The sequence below is a fragment of the Thiomonas islandica genome (assembly GCF_055383445.1).
The window spans coordinates 2790886-2808938 of record NZ_AP042391.1; the positions used below are offsets into that span (position 1 = coordinate 2790886).

The window sequence follows — 18053 nt, forward strand, 5'->3', positions numbered from 1 at the left end:
GGAATGCGATGCAAGCCACGCTGACAGAACAGCTGCTCCGGGCCTTGAAGCAACGCGGCGCGACGGAGATTTTCGGGATTCCCGGCGACTTCGCCTTGCCGCTGTTTCGCGAGTTCGAGCGCAGCGCGATCCTGCCCCTGTACACGCTTTCGCACGAGCCCGGCGTCGGCTTCGCCGCCGATGCCTCCGGCCGGGTGCGCGGCGGGCTGGGCGTGGCCGCCGTCACCTATGGGGCGGGGGCGCTGAACATGGTGAATGCGGTGGCCGGTGCCTACGCCGAGCGCGTGCCGGTCGTCGTCGTCTCGGGGGCGCCAGCCACGCACGAGGCCGCCAGCGGGTTTCTCCTCCACCACCAGGTCAAGACCCTGGACTCGCAGTGGAAGGTCTATCAGGAGATCACCGTGGACCAGGCAAGGCTGGACGATCCATCGACCGCGCCCCAGCGAATGGCGCGCGTGCTGGACGCCGCGCTGCGCGCCTCGCGCCCCGTCTACATCGAGATTCCGCGCGACATGCCGGCGCGGCTTTGCGATGCGGTGCCGGTCTTGCCGTGGCCGCAGCCGGACGCCGAGGCGCTGGCAGCCTGCGCCGACGAGCTGCTGGCGCGCCTGCGCGCGGCGAAGCGTCCCATCCTGATGGTCGGCGTCGAGGTGCGGCGCTACGGGCTGGAGTCGCGGGTGGCCGAGCTGGCGCGCAGACTGGGCATCCCCGTGGTGACCAGCTTCATGGGGCGAGGCTTGCTCGCGGATTCGAACGCGGCCCTGCGCGGCACCTATCTCGGCCTCGCGGGCGACCCCGAGCTCGCGGCCGAGGTGGAAGGCGCCGACGCGCTGCTGCTTCTCGGCGTGATTGTGTCGGACACCAACTTCGCCGTGTCGGCCCGGCGCATCGATCTCCGGCATGCCATCCAGGCCCTCGAGGGCCGTGTCGTGATGGGGCACCATGTCTATCCCGAGTTGCCGCTGGCCGCGCTGATTGACGCCCTGCTCGAGCGGATTCCCGCCGGCGAGGCCGCGGCCGCCGTGGCGCAAGCCATCGCGGTGCCGGCCCCGGAATGGATCGCGGACGAGGCGCCGGTCGCCCCGCTCGACATCGCCGCCGCGGTCAACGATCTGTTCCGCCGCCACGGCCCCATGCCGCTCGCCAGCGACGTCGGCGACTGTCTGTTCACCGCCATGGACATGGGGCCGGCCGAATTGATCGCGCCGGGCTACTACGCGTCGATGGGCTACGGCGTGCCCGCGGGGCTGGGCCTCCAGGCGGCGACCGGGCAGCGCCCGATCATTCTGGTCGGCGACGGGGCCTTTCAGATGACGGGCTGGGAGTTGGGCAACGCCGGGCGCTATGGCTGGGACCCGATCGTCCTCGTGTTCAACAACGCCGCCTGGGAGATGCTGCACGTGTTCGAACCCGAAGCGCGCTTCAATGCCCTGCCAGCCTGGGACTTCGCCTCCATGGCGGCCGGCATGGGCGGCGACGGCATGGTGGTGCGGACGCGGGCCCAGCTCAAGGCCGCATTGGCGCGCGCACACACCACGCGCGGGCGCTTTCAGCTGCTCGATATCCGGCTGGCCCCCGGTGCGTTGTCGCCGACCCTCGAACGCTTCGTGAACGCGGTGCGCCGCCTGTCGGCGCCGACAGCGGCGTGATGCCGCAGTGAGCCGGCGCCCGCCGGTTTGAGCCGCCCCTGGCGCCGGGGTTTGGGCGCCCCGCTTGACGACATTCGTTTAATCGCTAGAATGTGCGCATGAATTCACGCGAACTCAAGAACCATCTCTACGAGCAGGTCGCCCGCATCGGCCGCGCCGTCTCCAGCCCCAAGCGCCTGGAGTTGCTGGAGTTGCTTGCGCAGGGCGAGAAGGCCGTCGAGACGCTGGCCCGCGAGGCGGCCATCGACGTCAAGCTCGCCAGCGCGCATCTGCGGGTGCTCAAGGCGGCGCACCTCGTGGCCGTGCGCCAGGACGGCAAGAGCCGCATCTACCGCCTGAGCGGGGCGGACGTCTCGGCCTTGTGGGTGGCGCTGCGCGGAGTGGCCGAAACCCATGTGGTCGACCTGCAGATGGTCATGCAGCGCCTGTTCTCCGGGCCCGAGCGCCTCACTCTGGAAAGCAGCCGGACCCTGCTCGACAAGGTTCGCGCCGGCCGGGCCATGCTCATCGACGTTCGGCCCGAGGTCGAGTTCCTCGCGGCCCATCTGCCCGAGGCGCGCTCCATGCCTTTGGATGAACTCGAAGTCCGGCTGCGCGAACTGCCCCGGGACAAGGAGATCATCGCCTACTGCCGCGGCCCGTTTTGCGTCATGTCCGACGCGGCGGTCAAACTGTTGACCCAGCACGGCCTGCGCGCCCACAAGATCGCCGAGGGCGTGGCCGAGTGGCAGGCTGCCGGGCTGCCCGTCGAATCCCTCGCCTCATAACCACGGGAGCCCTTGATGAGCACCTTTCTATTCATCCTGAACGAAGCGCCCTATGGCAGCGAACGCACCTACAACGGCTTGCGTCTGGCGGCGACCCTGACGGCCCAGCCCGAGCAGCAGGTGCGCGTGTTCCTGATCGGCGACGCCGTGCTTGGCGCCAAGGCCGGGCAGAAAGTGCCGGCGGGTTACTACAACGTCGAGACCATGCTGGCCAAGGTCGCGCAGCGCGGCGAGGTCGGCCTGTGCGGAACCTGCATGGACGCCCGCGGCTTGCGCGACGAGGAGATGAGCCCGGGCTGCCGCCGGTCCACGATGGTGCAGCTCGGGCAGTGGACAACCCAGGCCGACAAGGTCCTGGTTTTTTGAAGACCGTCGAGGAGATCATCCATGTTTTTCAAGCAACTCCCCACCAAGGAATCCAGCCTGTCCTATTTCTTCGGCTGTGGCGGCCTGGGCAAGGCCGTGGCGGTGGACGTGGTGGCCGGCGACGAACCCTGGTTCGTGGAGCAGGCGGCGCAGGCCGGCGTGGCCATCACCCACGTCATCGACACCCATGTGCACGCCGACCATGTCTCGGGCGGACGCAAGCTGGCCGAGCTGACCGGAGCGCCCTATTGCCTGCATGAAAGCGCGCGCGATCTCGTGCACTTCGACTTCGAAGCCCTGCGCGACGAACAGACCATCGTCGCCGGCAATGTGGCGGTGCGCGTGCTGCACACCCCGGGCCACACGCTGGATAGCACCTGCCTGCTGGTCACCGACAAGCGGCGCGGCGAGGCGCCCTGGTTCGCCATCACCGGCGACACCCTGTTCGTCGGCGCGGTGGGCCGTCCCGATCTGGCCGGGCGCGAGCGCGAGATGGCCGGCATTCTGTACGACAGCCTGCACCACAAACTCCTCAACCTGCCCGACGACGTCGAGATCTACCCCGGGCACCAGGCCGGCAGCGCCTGCGGCGCCGGCCTGTCGGGCAAGCCCTCGTCGACCTTGGGCTTCGAGAAGCGTTGGAACCCCGCGCTCAGCCTGCCGCGCGAAGCCTTCATCGACGCGCTGACGGCGCAGATCCCGCCGCGTCCGGCCGATATGGACCGCATCGTCGCCGCCAACACCGCGGCTTGAGCTTGCCCATGCCACGCAGCCTCGACACCTCCCCGGCAGCGCGCGCCGGGCTCGCGCCCGCATCGCCGCACGACCGCTACGTGCAGGGCATCCGCATCAACCTGCACCAGTTCGTCTGGCAGGCGGTGCAGGTGATGTTCGTCGGCCTGGTCATCGGCATGGAGCGCAACGTCCTGCCGGTGGTGGCCAGCCAGGACTTCGGCGTGCCCAAGACCTCGTTCCTGTACCTGATGTCCTTCGTCATCTCCTTCGGCCTGGTCAAGGGGGCGCTCAACTTCATCGCCGGCCGGCTCTCCGAGCGCATCGGGCGCAAGACCGTGCTGGTGATGGGCTGGCTGGCGGCGATTCCGATTCCCTTCCTGATCGACTTCGCGCCGAACTGGTGGTGGATCGTCGTCGCCAATCTGTTCCTCGGCGTCAACCAGGGCTTCGCCTGGAGCATGACCGTCACCAGCAAGGTGGACATCACGAAGGCCGAGCAGCGCGGCCTGGCCACCGGCATCAACGAGTTCGCCGGCTATGCCGCGGTGGGCCTGGCGGGCATCGCAACCGGCTATCTGAGCCATCTGTACGGACCGCGCGTGGCGTTGCTCGGCTTTGCCCTGGTGGTCATCGCGCTGGGGCTGGGCACGGCGCTGCTGTTCGTGCGGGAGACGCTGCCCTGGGCGCGCGCCGAGAGCCATCGTCACGCCACCAACCAGCACGCCGGGCCCCGGCCGCGCTTTGCCCAGGGCCTGCCCGACCACCCGAGTTCCAAGCTGGTGTTCCTGTTCGTCTCGTTTCGCCACACCACTTTCTCGGCCTTGTGTCAGGCCGGGGTGGCCAACAAGGTGGCCGACACCCTGCTCTGGGTGCTGTTCCCCTTGTATCTGCACCAGCAGGGCCTGAGCTTGGTGCAGATCGGCTGGGTGACGGGAGTCTATGGACTGGTCTGGGGCGCGTCGCAGTTATGGACCGGGCCGCTGTCGGATCGCATCGGGCGCAAGAAACCGGTGGTCGCCGGGTTGTGGCTGCTCGGCGCGGGGGTCGCCAGCGTGATGCTGGTCCACGGCATGGCGGCCTGGCTGGCCGCGGCGGCGGTGATGGGCGTGGGCATGGCCCTGCTGTATCCGAATCTCATCGCCGCAGTGGCCGACATCTCGCACCCGAACTGGCGCAGTTCCTCGCTCGGCACCTACCGCTACTGGCGCGACACCGGCTATGCGCTCGGGGCGCTGGCGCTGGGCTTGATCGCGCAGGCCCGCGGCGACATGGCGCCGGCGTTCTGGTTCACCGCGGCCTTGCTCTTGGTCTCCGGCGGCTGGGTTTTGCTGCGGGCCGAGGAAACCCATCCAAGGCTGCCCCCGCGCAAGGTTCGCGGCGCCGACGCAACTTAGCCGCGTCGAGCTGAGCGTTCGCCGCGAGGCGAGCAAGAGACTGGGTTCATGAGGAGATTGTTCGATGACGGCCATCACTGAAGTCTTGTTGGGCGGTTTCGCCGCCGCCCTGGTGCTTGGCGCCTCGGCCCAGGCCACGCGCTTTTGCCCGCAGGGCGGCCTGCGCGAATCCTTGCAGGAGGGCAAACCTGCCCGCATGGCCGCCTATGCGGCCGCCATCGGCGTGGCCATGCTGGCTGTGGCCGGGCTGCAGCTCGTCCTCGGGCAGGCCCTGGCGCCGTCGCGTCCGGCCTACCTGGGGCCCGAGCTGCAGTGGGGGCGCTACGTCCTGGGCGGGCTGTTGTTCGGCGCCGGCATGGTGTTGGCGCGCGGTTGTCCGCTGCGCACGCTGGTGCGCGTGGGGCAGGGCAGCGCGCAGGCCTTGGTCTTGCTCGTGGTGATGGCCGTGGCGGCGTATGTCATGACGCGCACCGCGCTGTACGGCGCGTGGTTCGCCCCCTGGCTGAGTCACCTGTCGGTCGACTTGCGCCGCTGGGGGCTGCAGGGCCAGGGGCTGGACGCCCTGCTCGGGCTCCACGGCCTCGGCGCGCGCGTGGCGCTGGGCGCCTGCCTCGGTCTCGGCCTGCTTGCGCTGGCCTGGCGCGGGCTGCCATGGCGGCAAACCCGCCTACTGTGGCTCGGCGCGGCGCTGATCGGCCTCATGGTGGCGGCGGGCTATGCCATCACCGCCGGGCCATGGGGCTCGCGCGCCCTGGACGAAGCGGCCTTCCTGAGCCAGCCGCCCGACGGCATGGGGGTACAGTCCTTCAGCTTTGCCGGGCCTCTGAGCGACGCGGCCTATTTCGTGCTGCATCCGTCGAGCCAGACCCTGAGCTTCGGCGTCGTCGCCGTGCTCGGCGCGCTGAGCGGGGCGCTGCTGGCGGCGCTGCTGCGGCGAGAATTCAGCTTCGAGGGCTTCGCCGTCCCGCGCGACATGGCGCGATCCTTGTTCGGCGCGGTGTTGACGGGGGCTGGCGCGGTCCTGGGGCTGGGTTGCACGGTGGGGCACGGCCTGAGCGGCATTTCGGTCCTCTCGGTCGGTTCGATGCTGGGGCTGGCGTCGATTTTCGTCGGTGCCTGGCTGACCATGCGCCTGGAGGGCGGACTGACGGGGACGAAGTTGCCGCGCAGTCGCCCGTCCGCGCTGTTCTTACGGAGTTGAACGATGGATGGTCGTGTTTTTCCCTTGCTCGCCGCACTCGCCTGTGCCGGACTTTCGCCCGGCGCCGCCCAGGCCGCGGATGCCGCCCCGGCCGCCCCGGCCGCAGCGGCGAGTGCGGCGCAACCGTCGTGGACGAACGCCAGGCACGCCTTCACCGTGCAATTGATCCAGCTCGGCCCCGACAATGTGCGCGCCTTTTACGAGAACATGGGCTATCCGCCCAAGGCCATCGATGCCATCGCCAAGGTCTGCGTGTTCGGAACCTCGATCCGGAACGACGCCAAGGCTCCCATCACCTATGACGTGGCCGACTGGAAGGCCGTGACCCCGGATGGCAAGCGGCACCCCTTGATCACCAAGACCCAGTGGCTGCACCGCTGGCAGCCACTGGGCGTGAGTTCGGATTGGTCGATCCTGCCGGCGCAGCAAACCCTGCAGCCCGGGGATTGGGCCCAGGGATTCACCACCGTCGACTTGCCGCGCGGCACGCAGTTCGAACTTGTTTATTTCTGGAGAGAGCATGGAACGCAGCATCAAGCCACATTGGTCGGACCGCAATGCGCAGCGGCCCCGCATGCCCAACCCTGAGCGCCGCCAGGTGCTGTCCTGGCTCGGCGGCGCCGGGCTGCTGGCCGTTGGCGCGGCGCGCACCGCCCGCGCCGCCGAGCCGGTGCAGGACCACGCGCTCGCGGTGGTGCAGCCGCCGCGCCCGGCGCCGGCATTCAGTCTGCAGGACATCAACGGCAAAACCCACCGCCTGGCCGATTACCGCGGCAAGGTGGTGCTGGTCAATTTCTGGGCTACCTGGTGCCCGCCTTGCCGGCAGGAAATGCCGTCCATCGAACGGCTTTACCTGTCGATGAAGGGACGTCCCTTCGAGGTGCTGGCGCTGGACCAGGGCGAGACCCTGAACAATGTGTTCGCGTATATGGGGCAGCTCAACCCCTCGCCCACCTTCCCGGTGTTGCTGGACCAACATAGCGAGGTGGCGCATGCGTTCGGCGTGATGGGCATTCCGACGACCTATCTGATCGACAAGCAGGGCCTGATCGTCCGGCAGGCCGTCGGCGGGCGGGATTACGACAGCCCAGCGATTCGGCAGGTCATCGAGGCCCTGATGCGCTGAACAGGACCTGATCAGGCCACGGTGAACTGGCCCATCATGCCGTTGTCCTCGTGCTCGAGGATGTGGCAGTGGTACATGAAGGGATGCGCCCGGCCCGCAGGCTGGTCGAAGCGGGCGGCGAGGCGCACCGTTTCATTGTGGCGCACGAAGACCACGTCCTTCCAGCCGCGCTCGTGCTCGGGCGGCACGCTGCCGTCGCGATCCAGAATCTGGAACGAGGTGCCGTGCAGGTGGAAGGGATGGGCCATCTCCGCATCATTGCTCACCTCCCAGACTTCGGTGCTGCCCAGGCGTACGCGCTGATTGATCACCGCCATGTCCATGAACTGGTGGTTGATGGAAAACAGATGCTGCATGCCGATGCCCAGGCTCATTCCGCCGGGACCGGCGTTGGCGGACGCACGCGCTGCGCCCGCCATGCCGCCCATGGCCTGCATGCCGCCGGCCATCATCGAGCCCATCATGCCCTGCAAGCTGAAATGCCGCACGGGCGCATCCGGCCGCAGCGCCGGGATGGAGACGAGCTTGGCCGGCAGGCGCGCGGACCTTGCCAGCGGCGCGCCGACGCGCAGTTGCAGCAGGTCGAAACCCTGGTGATCGAAGATGTCGACGTCCATCGGCATGCTACTCAAGCCGGGAACCACCGAGCCGGAGTCGCTGCGCAGCACCAGGGCCTTGCCCTGCAGGCGACGCAGATCGAGCAGGATCTCGGCGCGCTCGGCCGGGGCCAGCAGCAGGCTGCGCATCTCCACCGGACGCGCGAGCAGGCCGGCGTCGCCGGCAATCACGTGAAAGGACTGGCCTTCGGCGAAAGCCAGGTTGTAGACCCGCGCGTTGGAGCCATTGAGCACGCGCAGGCGTACCCATTGCGCCGGCACCTGTACGTAAGGCTGCTCGCGGCCGTTGACCAGGAAGCGGTTCCCCTTCATGCCCATGCGGTCCATCATGCTGGGCATGTACAACAGGCGGCCGTCGGCGTCCATGCGACGGTCCTGCAGGATGAGCGCAATGTCGTCCACGCCCCAGGTCCGGGGCAGATCCAGGACCCGATCCACGCCGTCGTCCACCAGCAGCATGCCGGCCAGTCCGGCATAGACATGCGCCCCGGTCAGCCCGTCGGGATGGGGGTGGTACCACAGGGTCGCCCCCGGCTGATCCAGCGCGAAGTCATACACCAGCGATTGACCGGGCGCAATCAGGCTCTGCGGGCCGCCGTCCATGCGCCCCGGCACATGCGCGCCGTGCCAGTGGGTGGTCGTGGCCTGGTTCAGATCGTTGCGCACGGCGATGCGGACCTGTTTGCCGCGCGGCACCCGCAACGCGGGCCCGAGGTAGGCGCCGTTGTAGCCCCAGGTCGGCGTGCGCACCCCGGCCAGCAGTTCGCTGTGGCCGGCAGACATGCGCAGGGCGTACCCCAGGCTGCCATCGGCCCGCGGCTGGCCTTGCAACTGCGCGGGGATGACCAGGGGACGCTCGAACCGGGCGGGCCTGGGGGCGTGCGCCGGCGCGGCGCCCATGCCTGGCATGCCGGCCATGCCGCCTGACATCGGCCCCATGGGCATGCCCGCCATGCCTTGGGCGTGAGCGCGTTCGGCCATCCACAAGGCGCCGCCGGCGGCCGCCGCGCCCAGCATCTGGCGCCGCGTGGGGATTGGCAGGGCCGGCGTCGCGGCGGTCCTGGACGGCGAGGTCTCGTCTGCATCGGGGCGTCGGGTGTCGGGCATGTCGGGCTCCTGGGTTCGTGCCGTGTGCGGTTCGACGTTGCGTTGCGGTCTTGAACACGCGGATTGCGGCGGTTCAGCCCGTTTGGGCGGGTTCACCCCTACATGGACCTGGCGCGCCTCGAGATGTTCCGCCGCGCGCGGTCGCGGCCCGCCGGGCCTAGGCATCCGCGCGGGCTGGCGCGGCAGCACGACTTCCTCGGCATGGCCGAAGACTCATTCCGTGATCTGCCCCGTGGCCACCTGCACCAGCCAGCGCCGGATCACGGCTTCATCCTGTGCGCTGAGCCCGGAGCGTAGCGCGGCGTCGACCGCGTTGACCCGCGCGCGGCATCGGGCCAGAAGTTGCGCGCCCGCGGGCGTCACGTCGAGGTGCTGAATGCGCCCATGCACGGCATGCGCGCGTCTTGCCACGGCTGCGCTGCGCTCCAGATTGACCACGATCACGCTCACGGTCTGCGGCGTCAGCAACGACAGTCTCGCCAGGCCGGCGCCGGACGCGCCAGGGTAGGCCGCCAACATCGTCAGCACCGAGAACTGCGGCAACGTCAGACCGGTCCCGGCCAGCGCATGCTCCATGTTCTGGCGATGCGCGACCTGGGCCTGCCGCAGCAGGTAACCGAGATAGCCCCGTTCGCCGCGCTTGGCTTCCCCGACAGCCGGAACTTGGGCGGAATGGCCGCGCTTGCTCATATTGATCGAATTCGAATATAGGGCGCCTCGAAAAACCTGGCCGTCGAGCGGCGGGCCGGGCATCATGTGGGCATGGTGACGTGATGAGGGGATGGCGGTGATCAAGGTCAGTCTGTTCGCGGAGCAAGAGCGCGAGACCAAGCTGGACAAGATCGGCGACGCGCTGAGCAAACTGGCCCAGCACGTGGACTTCGCGGCGTTGGCTGCGGAGATCGACGAGGCTGCGCCGCGCCCTGGTCGCGAGCGGGGCGGGCGCCCGCCGTTTCCGACGGAACTGATGATTCGCGTCCTGGTGATCCAGCAGATCTACAACCTCAGCGACGAGCAGATGGAGTTCCAGCTTCTGGATCGGCTGAGCTTCCAACGCTTCGTGGGCCTGCGGCAGAGTTCGCAGGCGCCGGACCGCACGACCATCTGGACTTTCAAGGAGCGGCTGATCAAGGCCGGTGCCAGCGAACGCATCTTCGATGCGGTGAGGCAGCAACTCGACCGTCACGGCTACATCGCGCGCGGCGGCCAGATGATCGACGCCAGCATCGTGCCCGTGCCGAAGCAGACGCTGAGCAGGGACGAGAAAGAGATTGTTCAGCAGGACGCGATGCCGGCCGAGTGGTCGGCGCCCAAGCGCCGGCAGAAGGACATCCAGGCCCGCTGGACCAAAAAGCACGGCAAGAGCTCCTTCGGCTACAAGCTCTCGACCAGCGTGGACCGGCGGCACAAGCTGATCCGGGGCATTCACATCAGCACGGCCAGCGAGCACGACACCCTGCACTTCGAGGGCGTCCTCGACGCGGGCAACACCAGCCGCGACGTCTGGGCCGACAAGGGTTACGTCGACGGCGAACGCGAGGAGCGTCTGAAGGCCCAGGGCTGGCGCATGCACATCCAGCGCAAGGGGCAGGCCGGCAAGCCGCTGTCCGACTGCCAGGAGCGGCGCAATCGGCGCATTGCCAAGACCCGCGCTCGTGTGGAGCACATCTACGCCAGCCTGGAACAGATGGGCGGTAAGGCGCTGCGCTCGATCGGCCTGGACCGGGCGACGCTGCATCTGAACTGGAAGGCCGCGACGTACAACCTGCGGCGTCTGTGCTCGCTGATGGAGGTGGGGCCGGCGCCCTTCTGACGCCCGAAATGGGCCTGGAGCGGTCGAATGCCACCGGACCAGGGCTCCAGACGACGGAGAAATCCCCTCGCCACCCTTCGCGTGGCTCGGAAACGCGCTCGTTTGAGACATCATCACGGCACGGTCAGGTCAAAGATGCGGTAATTCGAGGTTCACAGGAGTCTCCTTTGCTGCCCACAGAAGGTTCAATACCGGCCTCGGCCAGCCGCTCGGTGTAGCGGATGGACAGATATTGCGAGCCTCTGTCCGAATGATGAATCAGAGCGTCGTCCTGCTGCGGTTGCCGGGCGTACAGCGCCTGCTCCAAGGCATCGAGCACGAAGTCCGTGCGCATGGAGCTGCTCACGCGCCAGCCCACGATCCGGCGGGCAAACACATCGATGACAAAGGCCACGTACAGCCAGCCTTGCCAGGTAGACACGTACGTGAAATCAGACACCCAGAGCGGATTGGGCCGCTCGGCCTTGAAGACCCGGTTGACATGATCCAACGGGCACGGCGCCTTGGCATCGGCGATGGTGGTGCGCACCACCTTGCCGCGGATGGCGCCGCGCAAGCCCAGGCGCTTCATCAGCCGCTCGACCGTGCACCGCGCCACAACGGTACCCTCGCGGTTCATCTGCTTCCAGACTTTATCAACGCCATAGACCTGCATGTTCACTTGCCAGACCTGTTGCCCCCCGCGTCAGAATACTTGTCGCCCCGATAGGACCAGAGCTGTGAGACTGGTTCATTGATGGTGGTGGGAGGCTGTGGAGCTTGTGGGCGAAGGCCGGCGCGGTGGGCAACGCGGATGCGTTGTCCACGGCAAGCTGGCCGGTGCGCGAAGCGCATCGTCCACAAATGCACAGCCTGTGCGGCGCCGAAGGCGCCGCCCCCCGCACACCATCGTTTCATCGACACGGGGGCGCGGATGAGAGAAGAAGTTGGCTCGATACGGACAAGCATTCAAGGACCGGGCGGTGGCACGCATGCTGCCGCCGGAGAGCGCCGCACCGCAGGTGGTGTCGCGCGAGATCGGAGTGGGCGTGGACACGCTGGAGCGCTGGCGCGCTGAGTCGTTGGCCAGGCCGGCGAAGGAGCGCGTGTGGACAGCTGCCGCGCGCCTGGAGGCGGTGATCACGACCGCGGCGATGGACGATGCCTCGCGCAGCGCCTGGTGCCGCGAGAACGGCGTGTACGCGCAGCAACTGCAGCAATGGCGAGACAACGCGGTGCGGGCACTGGCTGCACCCGAGGAAGTACGTGCCAGCCCCTCGCAGACCAAGGAGGATCGGCGCCGCATCAAAGAGCTCGAGCGAGAGGTACGCCGCAAGGACAAGGCCCTGGCCGAGGCGGCGGCGCTGCTGGTGCTGTCAAAAAAAGCCGAGGCGATCTTCAACAGGAACAAGGGCGAGGACGAATGATCGGCCTCGAAGATCGCCAGGAAATTGCCCGAGACATCGAAGCGGCTTGCGATGCCGGTGCGCGCCTGAAGCCAGCGTGCGAACTCATGGGGATCAGCGCGCGTACCTTGCAGCGCTGGAAGGCCGGCCAAGGCCTGGAATCTGGCGATGGCAGGCCGCAGGCCGTGCGGCCGGCGCCAGCCCATGCGCTGAGTGATCGCGAACGTGCGCAGATCGTCAGCGTGGCCAACGAGCCGCGCTTCGCCGATCTGCCGCCGGCGCGCATCGTGCCGACGCTGGCTGACGAGGGCGTCTACATCGCCAGCGAGTCCAGCTTCCGCCGCGTGCTGCGTGCGCAGGGGCAAATGAGTCACCGCGGGCGCGCCAAGGCACCACGCAAGGGCCGGCCACCGACCACTCACGTGGCCACCGCGCCGCGACAGCTGTGGTGCTGGGACATGACGTTCCTGCCAAGGGATGTCGCCGGACGCTGGTTCTTCCTGTACCTCATCATGGACGTGTACAGCCGCAAGATCGTGGGCTTCGAGGTGCACGAGGACGACGACTGCGACCACGCTGCGCGGCTCGTGCAGCGTACGGCGCTGGCCGAGGGCATTCACGCCATGCCGCGTGACGAGCGACCCGTACTGCACGGCGACAACGGCGCCACGCTGAAGGCCACCACCGTGCTGGCCATGCTGTGGTGGCTGGGCGTGAAACCGTCGTACTCACGGCCCCGCGTGAGCGACGACAACGCCTTCGTCGAAAGCCTGTTCCGCACGGCGAAGTACCGGCCGGAGTTCCCAGAAAAGGGCTTTACGGATCTGTGCGCCGCGCGCGAGTGGGCGCGCCAGTTCGTGCATTGGTACAACCACGATCACAGGCACAGCGGCATCCGCTACGTCAGCCCGGCACAGCGCCATGAAGGCCACGACGTCGCGATCCTTGCGGCTCGGCACCAGGTCTACCTCCAGGCTCGCGAACGCAACCCCGCGCGCTGGTCACGCGGCACACGCGACTGGTCGCACATCCGGGCCGTTACCCTCAACCCTGAACGCGACTCTGTGGTCACAACGGCTGTGAGCCGAGGAGACATTCAGCCGATTGCTGCGTGAAAGAGGCGACAAGTAACTTGACGCGCTCCGGTTGGACGTGGGGGATCAGCCGCTCATCGCGCTGAGCGCGTGGCGGCAGCAACGCCGGATTGCGCCGCCGGGCCGCATGCAGGCGGTAACCGCTTGGGGCGATCTGCAGGACCTTGCAGATCGGCTCGACCCCGAATTGGGCGCGGTACTGATCAACAAACGCTCTCAGTTCTTGAGTCGGCGGTCGAGCTCCGCCTGGGCGAAAAACGCGCTGGCCAGCTTGAGGATCTCGTTGGCACGGCGCAGCTCCTTGTTCTCGCGCTCCAGATCCTTGATGCGCTGGGCTTCTGCCGAGGTCACGCCTGGTCGCGTGCCTGCATCGATCTCGTCGCGTCTGACCCACTCCAGCAGGGTGTGCGCCGAGCAGCCAATCTTGGGGGCGATCGACTCCACTGCGGCCCACAGCGAGGGGTACTCACCGCGGTGCTCCTGCACCATGCGCACAGCGCGCTCACGGACTTCAGGGGAAAACTTGTTCGACTTGTTCATGGCTCCATTCTCTCGAAGGTTGGAGCCTCCTCAAAATCCGGGGCGGTTCAGAAGTTCATTTCTTAATCTCCTGGGGTTTCAATCCACGCCCGGGTTTTAAGCCGGGCGAGACGATGTTTTTGCCGCTCTTGGCGGCCTTTACCATATCGTTTCAATCCACGCCCGGGTTTTAACAGGCCGTTGAAAAAGTGCTCATCGAACGTCCTGCCGCCGCTGATTTTGAAGACGCGAGCCACCTTGGCGCGTCTGCGAAGCGATTTCGAAGGCCATTGCGGCCTGTTTGCAGGCCACTTCGCCCATTTCGGGCGCACGTATCCCATGGCTCACGCATGATGCGCGTCCCACCAGCCGCCGATGCTGCCCATGCGCACCAGGTTGTAGGTGGCAAAGCACAGAAGTGCCTGCCCCGTGAGCTTGGCTTGGCCGATCAGCTTGGTCTTGGCCAGACCGCCGACGGTCTTGATCCAGCCAAAGGCCTCTTCGATGCGTTTGCGCACTTTCAGGCTGGTCTTGTAGCCCTCGTGCCGTTTGATGCGGCCATCCACCGCCGAGTACTTGTCCTTGGCCGCCACGTGGGGCGTGACGTTGAGCTTTCTGCAGCCCTGGATGAAGGCCTTGCTGTCGTAGCCCTTGTCAGCGCCGACCGTGACCCGTTTGTTCTTGTTGCCCCGGCGCTTGAGCATCGCCAGCGCTGCCTCGCGCTCGGCTGTGCCGCTGGCGTGGGTGATCTCGACATCGGCGATCAGCCCACTGCGGTTCTCCATGAGGATGTGCCCCATGTGGCACAGGCGGGACTTGTCGCCCGCGCTCTTCTTGAAAAGCCGGGCTTCGGCGTCGGTGGTGCTGGCGTGGGTGTCGTTGCAGCGCGCTTGCCCTTTGAAGTCCACCTCGGGGTTGCGCCCGGCTGGTGCGCTGCTGTCGTCGTCCTTGCGCTTGAAGCTCTTGTGCGAGGCCCATGCTTCGATGAGCGTGCCGTCGACGCTGAAGTGTTCGTCGCTGGCGAGTTTGGCCCACTGGGCGCTGAGCTTGACGCGCTCGAAGAAGGCGCGGGCGAGGTCTTCGTTGAACAAGCGTTCGCGGTTGGCGCTGAAGGTGGAGTGGTCCCAGACTTTGTCTTCGATGTTCAGGCCGACAAACCAGCGGTACAGCAGGTTGTAGTTGATCGCTTCGACCAGCAGCCGCTCGCTGCGAATGGAGAACAGGATCTGCAGCAGCGGGGCCTTGAGCAGCATCTCCGGCGGCACTGAGGGGCGACCGCAGCGGGCATACACCGCCTCGAACTGGCTGCTCATCGTCGCCAGCAACGCATCGACCACGGCTCGAAGCTTGCGCAACGGGTGTGCCTGCGGCACACGATCTTCAAGGCTAATATAGCTGAACATCGCCCCCTGAAAGTTTGGACTGCCTCTCATCGTCTTTGTCTGGGTCGTTCACCGATGGCCTCAGATCGTAACGCCTGCCGCAGCAGCTGCGGGGGATTTTTCAACGGCCTGTTAAGGTATGAATTTCAAACTTTCCACGGAAGACAAGGTTCTTGCGGGTTTCGGCTTCGCCCTCCTGGCATTACTCCTGGTGGGGTTTCTGGCCTTTCGCGCTGCGGCAGGCTACGTGGATGCCTCCCGCTGGGTGGGACACACCCAGTCAGTGCTGAGCAACCTGGATCGCAGCTGGGCGCTGATCAATGAAGCGGAGACGGCGCAGCGCGGTTATCTCCTCACCGCCAATCCTTTCTACCTTCAGCAACGCCAGCATGCGGTTCGACGTCTGCAAACCGTCATGGATGCATTGCCGGGAATGGTAACGGACAACCCGCTGGAGGAGCGCCGGGCCGTGGCATTGCAGCGGCAGACACAAAAGCGTCTGCTGATCCTCGACCAGGTTCTCGCCGCGTACGAACAGCACGGCCTTGCGGCGGCACAGGCTCTGCTGCGGGCGGGAGAGGGGGGCACGGAGATGGCGGCAGTGCACAGCTTGGTGAATGAGATGCGGGGGACGGAAAGCGGACTACTTCGCGCACGCATGGAAAAGGCGCAGAGTGCCGGCGCCTTGGCCCTGTGGATGAGCGTGGCTGCGATCACGTTGTTGATAGCCTTGCTCTCCGGTTTCATCTGGCGGATTCGAGCGGAGATGCGCGAGCGTCGTGAAGCGGAAGCCATCTTGGAGGAAGCCCTGCGCATCGAAAGCAGCCAGGGGCAGATCCTGGCCCTTTTCAGTGGAAGTGGTCTTGCTTTCGCAGAGATCCTGCAGCGGGTGCTCGCCATTTTGGCGGAGAATCACCCCTTTCCGGTTTCCGCCTTTTATCGCTACGACGAGTGGCAGGGCCGCTTTCTCGTCGAGGCGCATCGTGGTACCGATGTCCAGCTAACTCCCAGTTTTCAGCGTGGAGAGGGTCTTCTGGGGGAGGCAGCCCTAGGGGATCATGTGCAGCGGCTGCGGCAGCGTGGCAGCAACCCGGGTTTTCTGGTGGACGCGGGTGTGTGCCGTTTCCAGCCGGCAGAGATCGCCATGGTGCCCGTCCGGTACCAGGAAAATCGTTTTGGTGTGCTGGTGCTGGCCTCCTTACAGGCATTGAATGAGAGAAAGGAGGCTTTTCTGGAGAAGCTCTCCCTGGAGCTGGGGGCGGCCCTCAACGATTTCGCCCAGAGGGAAAACCAGCGGATCATGGCTGCCGAACTGCGCGTCCGAAGCGAAGAGTTGCTGGAGAAAAACCAGCTATTGCAAATGGCGGATCAGGCCAAATCCGATTTCCTGGCCAACATGTCCCACGAATTGCGGACGCCCCTCAACGCCATTATCGGGTTTTCGGAGCTGTTGAAGGACGGCATCCTGGGCGAGCTTCTTCCGGAACAACGGGATGCTGCCAAGGATATTTTTGAAAGTGGTCAACACCTGCTTTCCCTCATCAACGATATCCTGGATCTCTCCAAAGTAGAAGCGGGCATGATGAAGCTGGAGTTGGAGGCGACCGACCTCAGCGATCTATTGCATAGTGCCCTGGGTATCGTGCGGGAAAAGGCCGCCGCCAATGAAATACGTCTGAGTGTCGAGATAGAGGAGAATCTGCCTCTCGTATATGTGGATCCGCGCAAGACCAAGCAGATCCTCTATAACCTTTTGTCCAATGCCGTGAAGTTCACGCCCGCCGGCGGTCAGGTTACCCTGCGCGGATGGCGCCACAGCGAGCTTTCGGCGCCCGAGTATGGGGCCTTTCCCTGCTGGCTGGAAATCAGCGTGATGGACACAGGTATCGGAATCGCCGAAGCAGACTTGCAGCGCCTTTTTCAACCCTTTGTCCAGGTGGATAGCGGTCTGGATCGCCGCTATGAAGGCACCGGTCTGGGCCTTTCCCTGGTCAAACGCCTGGCCGAGCTCCACGGCGGCCGGGTGACGGTGGAAAGCACTCTCGGCAAAGGCTCCAGCTTCCATGTCTGGCTGCCCTGGCGCGAGGAGGCCGCCCCTCTCCAGCCAGACCCGGCGGAGGCCGTCCCCGCAGTCAAAACGGATCGTATTGCGTTGGTGGTGGAGAGCGACGATGCGGCGGCAGCTCTGCTGGAGGGCTACCTGCGCGACGATGGCTTTCGCGTACAGCGAGCTCACGATGCCAGAGCCGGCCTGGACAGGGCTCGGAATGCACCTCCGGATCTAATCGTGTTGGAGATCGACCTGCCGGGCATGGACGGCTGGGACTTTCTCGAGGCACAGCGTCAGGAAGAGCGCCTGGCTGCCATTCCAGTGGTGATCACCAGCATCGACGCACAGCAGCAATCTGGTTTTTCCCTGGGCAGCGCGCAGATCCTGCAGAAGCCCGTGAGTGCAGAACAACTGGAAGAGGTTCTACAAAAGCTGGGGCTTGCGGCCATGAAGCAGCCGCGTCCCACCGTACTCGTGGTCGATGACGAGGCACGGGCGGTAGACATTCTGCGGCGCCAGCTCAACAGTGTCGGTTATGAAGTGCTCAGTGCCTATGGAGGCCGGGACGCGGTGCTCATGGCCCAACATTTTCATCCCCAGCTCATCCTTCTCGATTTGATGATGCCGGAGTTCAACGGCTTCGATGTGGTGGAAGCCCTGCAATCTCGCCCGGATACGGCTGCCATTCCAGTTTTGGTGTTGACAGCCAAGATGATTACGCCCGAGGATCGCCGCCGCCTCAATGGGTACATCTTGAATATCATGGAAAAAGCCGGTTTTCGACGTGATCGCTTTCTCGGTGAAGTGCGCCGTGCACTTTCCAGAGTCCAATCGGCCTAGAGGGGATG

14 protein-coding genes, 2 pseudogenes and 1 other annotated feature are annotated in these 18053 nt (G+C 66.2%); of the genes and pseudogenes, 11 read left to right on the forward strand and 5 right to left on the reverse strand.

Annotated elements, in window-relative coordinates; genetic code table 11:
• The first annotated feature begins 8 nt into the window (after nt 1-8).
• From ipdC to ACZ47F_RS13535, 8 genes are all read left to right on the forward strand, one after another.
• The gene (gene ipdC / locus ACZ47F_RS13500) at nt 9-1649 is read left to right on the forward strand and encodes an indolepyruvate/phenylpyruvate decarboxylase (RefSeq protein WP_464925189.1); all 1641 of its coding nucleotides are present in this window, start codon (nt 9-11) and stop codon (nt 1647-1649) included.
• 98 nt (nt 1650-1747) lie between these two features.
• Nucleotides 1748-2416 carry an ArsR/SmtB family transcription factor gene (locus ACZ47F_RS13505; RefSeq protein WP_094159869.1) on the forward strand — a complete coding sequence of 223 codons (669 nt, stop codon included), beginning with the start codon at nt 1748-1750 and terminating at the stop codon, nt 2414-2416.
• A gap of 15 nt (nt 2417-2431) precedes the next feature.
• The gene (locus ACZ47F_RS13510; protein ID WP_094159870.1) at nt 2432-2782 is read left to right on the forward strand and encodes a DsrE/DsrF/TusD sulfur relay family protein; all 351 of its coding nucleotides are present in this window, start codon (nt 2432-2434) and stop codon (nt 2780-2782) included.
• Nucleotides 2783-2803: 21 nt separating this feature from the next.
• Nucleotides 2804-3535, forward strand: a complete 732-nt coding sequence (locus ACZ47F_RS13515) for an MBL fold metallo-hydrolase (protein ID WP_464925190.1) — start codon at nt 2804-2806, stop codon at nt 3533-3535.
• 8 nt (nt 3536-3543) lie between these two features.
• Complete coding sequence (locus ACZ47F_RS13520) at nt 3544-4911, forward strand: MFS transporter (RefSeq protein ID WP_464925191.1); 1368 nt, start codon at nt 3544-3546, stop codon at nt 4909-4911.
• A 64-nt stretch (nt 4912-4975) separates the two neighbouring features.
• Complete coding sequence (locus tag ACZ47F_RS13525) at nt 4976-6112, forward strand: YeeE/YedE family protein (protein WP_464925192.1); 1137 nt, start codon at nt 4976-4978, stop codon at nt 6110-6112.
• Between the two features lie 3 nt (nt 6113-6115).
• Complete coding sequence (locus ACZ47F_RS13530; RefSeq protein WP_464925193.1) at nt 6116-6700, forward strand: DUF4352 domain-containing protein; 585 nt, start codon at nt 6116-6118, stop codon at nt 6698-6700.
• On the forward strand, nt 6633-7238 hold the full coding sequence (locus ACZ47F_RS13535; protein WP_464925194.1) for a TlpA family protein disulfide reductase: 606 nt from the start codon (nt 6633-6635) through the stop codon (nt 7236-7238). Before ACZ47F_RS13530 ends, ACZ47F_RS13535 begins: the two co-directional genes overlap by 68 nt.
• Nucleotides 7239-7249: 11 nt before the next feature.
• Here the strand turns inward: ACZ47F_RS13535 and ACZ47F_RS13540 are convergent, their stop codons facing one another.
• Both ACZ47F_RS13540 and ACZ47F_RS13545 read right to left on the reverse strand, forming a co-directional pair.
• Complete coding sequence (locus ACZ47F_RS13540; protein ID WP_464925195.1) at nt 7250-8962, reverse strand: multicopper oxidase family protein; 1713 nt, start codon at nt 8960-8962, stop codon at nt 7250-7252.
• Between the two features lie 213 nt (nt 8963-9175).
• Nucleotides 9176-9652: a MarR family winged helix-turn-helix transcriptional regulator gene (locus ACZ47F_RS13545; RefSeq protein ID WP_464926650.1), complete on the reverse strand. Its 477-nt coding sequence runs from the start codon at nt 9650-9652 to the stop codon at nt 9176-9178.
• Nucleotides 9653-9743: 91 nt separating this feature from the next.
• On the opposite strand from ACZ47F_RS13545, the gene ACZ47F_RS13550 reads away from it, so the two are divergent.
• Nucleotides 9744-10775 (forward strand): IS5 family transposase, encoded by a 1032-nt coding sequence (locus tag ACZ47F_RS13550; protein WP_464925196.1) that lies wholly within the window; start codon nt 9744-9746, stop codon nt 10773-10775.
• Between the two features lie 130 nt (nt 10776-10905).
• On the opposite strand, the pseudogene ACZ47F_RS13555 reads toward ACZ47F_RS13550, so the two are convergent.
• Nucleotides 10906-11451, reverse strand: a pseudogene (locus tag ACZ47F_RS13555) (IS3 family transposase); the annotation flags it as partial.
• Between the two features lie 250 nt (nt 11452-11701).
• Between ACZ47F_RS13555 and ACZ47F_RS13560 the strand changes: the two are divergent.
• A protein-coding gene (locus tag ACZ47F_RS13560) for an IS3 family transposase (protein ID WP_464924934.1) occupies nt 11702-13275 on the forward strand; the annotation gives its coding sequence in 2 pieces (ribosomal slippage) (nt 11702-12140 and nt 12140-13275; 1575 coding nt in all).
• A 31-nt stretch (nt 13276-13306) separates the two neighbouring features.
• Here ACZ47F_RS13560 and ACZ47F_RS13565 read toward each other — a convergent pair.
• Both ACZ47F_RS13565 and ACZ47F_RS13570 read right to left on the reverse strand, forming a co-directional pair.
• Nucleotides 13307-13794, reverse strand: a pseudogene (locus ACZ47F_RS13565) (transposase); the annotation flags it as partial.
• Nucleotides 13400-13516 (reverse strand) — a sequence feature (AL1L pseudoknot). It overlaps the preceding pseudogene by 117 nt.
• A gap of 323 nt (nt 13795-14117) precedes the next feature.
• Entirely contained in the window at nt 14118-15206 is a 1089-nt protein-coding gene (locus ACZ47F_RS13570) for an IS5 family transposase (RefSeq protein ID WP_464925197.1), read from the reverse strand.
• An 88-nt stretch (nt 15207-15294) separates the two neighbouring features.
• Between ACZ47F_RS13570 and ACZ47F_RS13575 the strand changes: the two genes are divergently transcribed.
• Nucleotides 15295-18045: a response regulator gene (locus tag ACZ47F_RS13575; protein WP_464925198.1), complete on the forward strand. Its 2751-nt coding sequence runs from the start codon at nt 15295-15297 to the stop codon at nt 18043-18045.
• Nucleotides 18046-18053 lie beyond the last annotated feature (8 nt).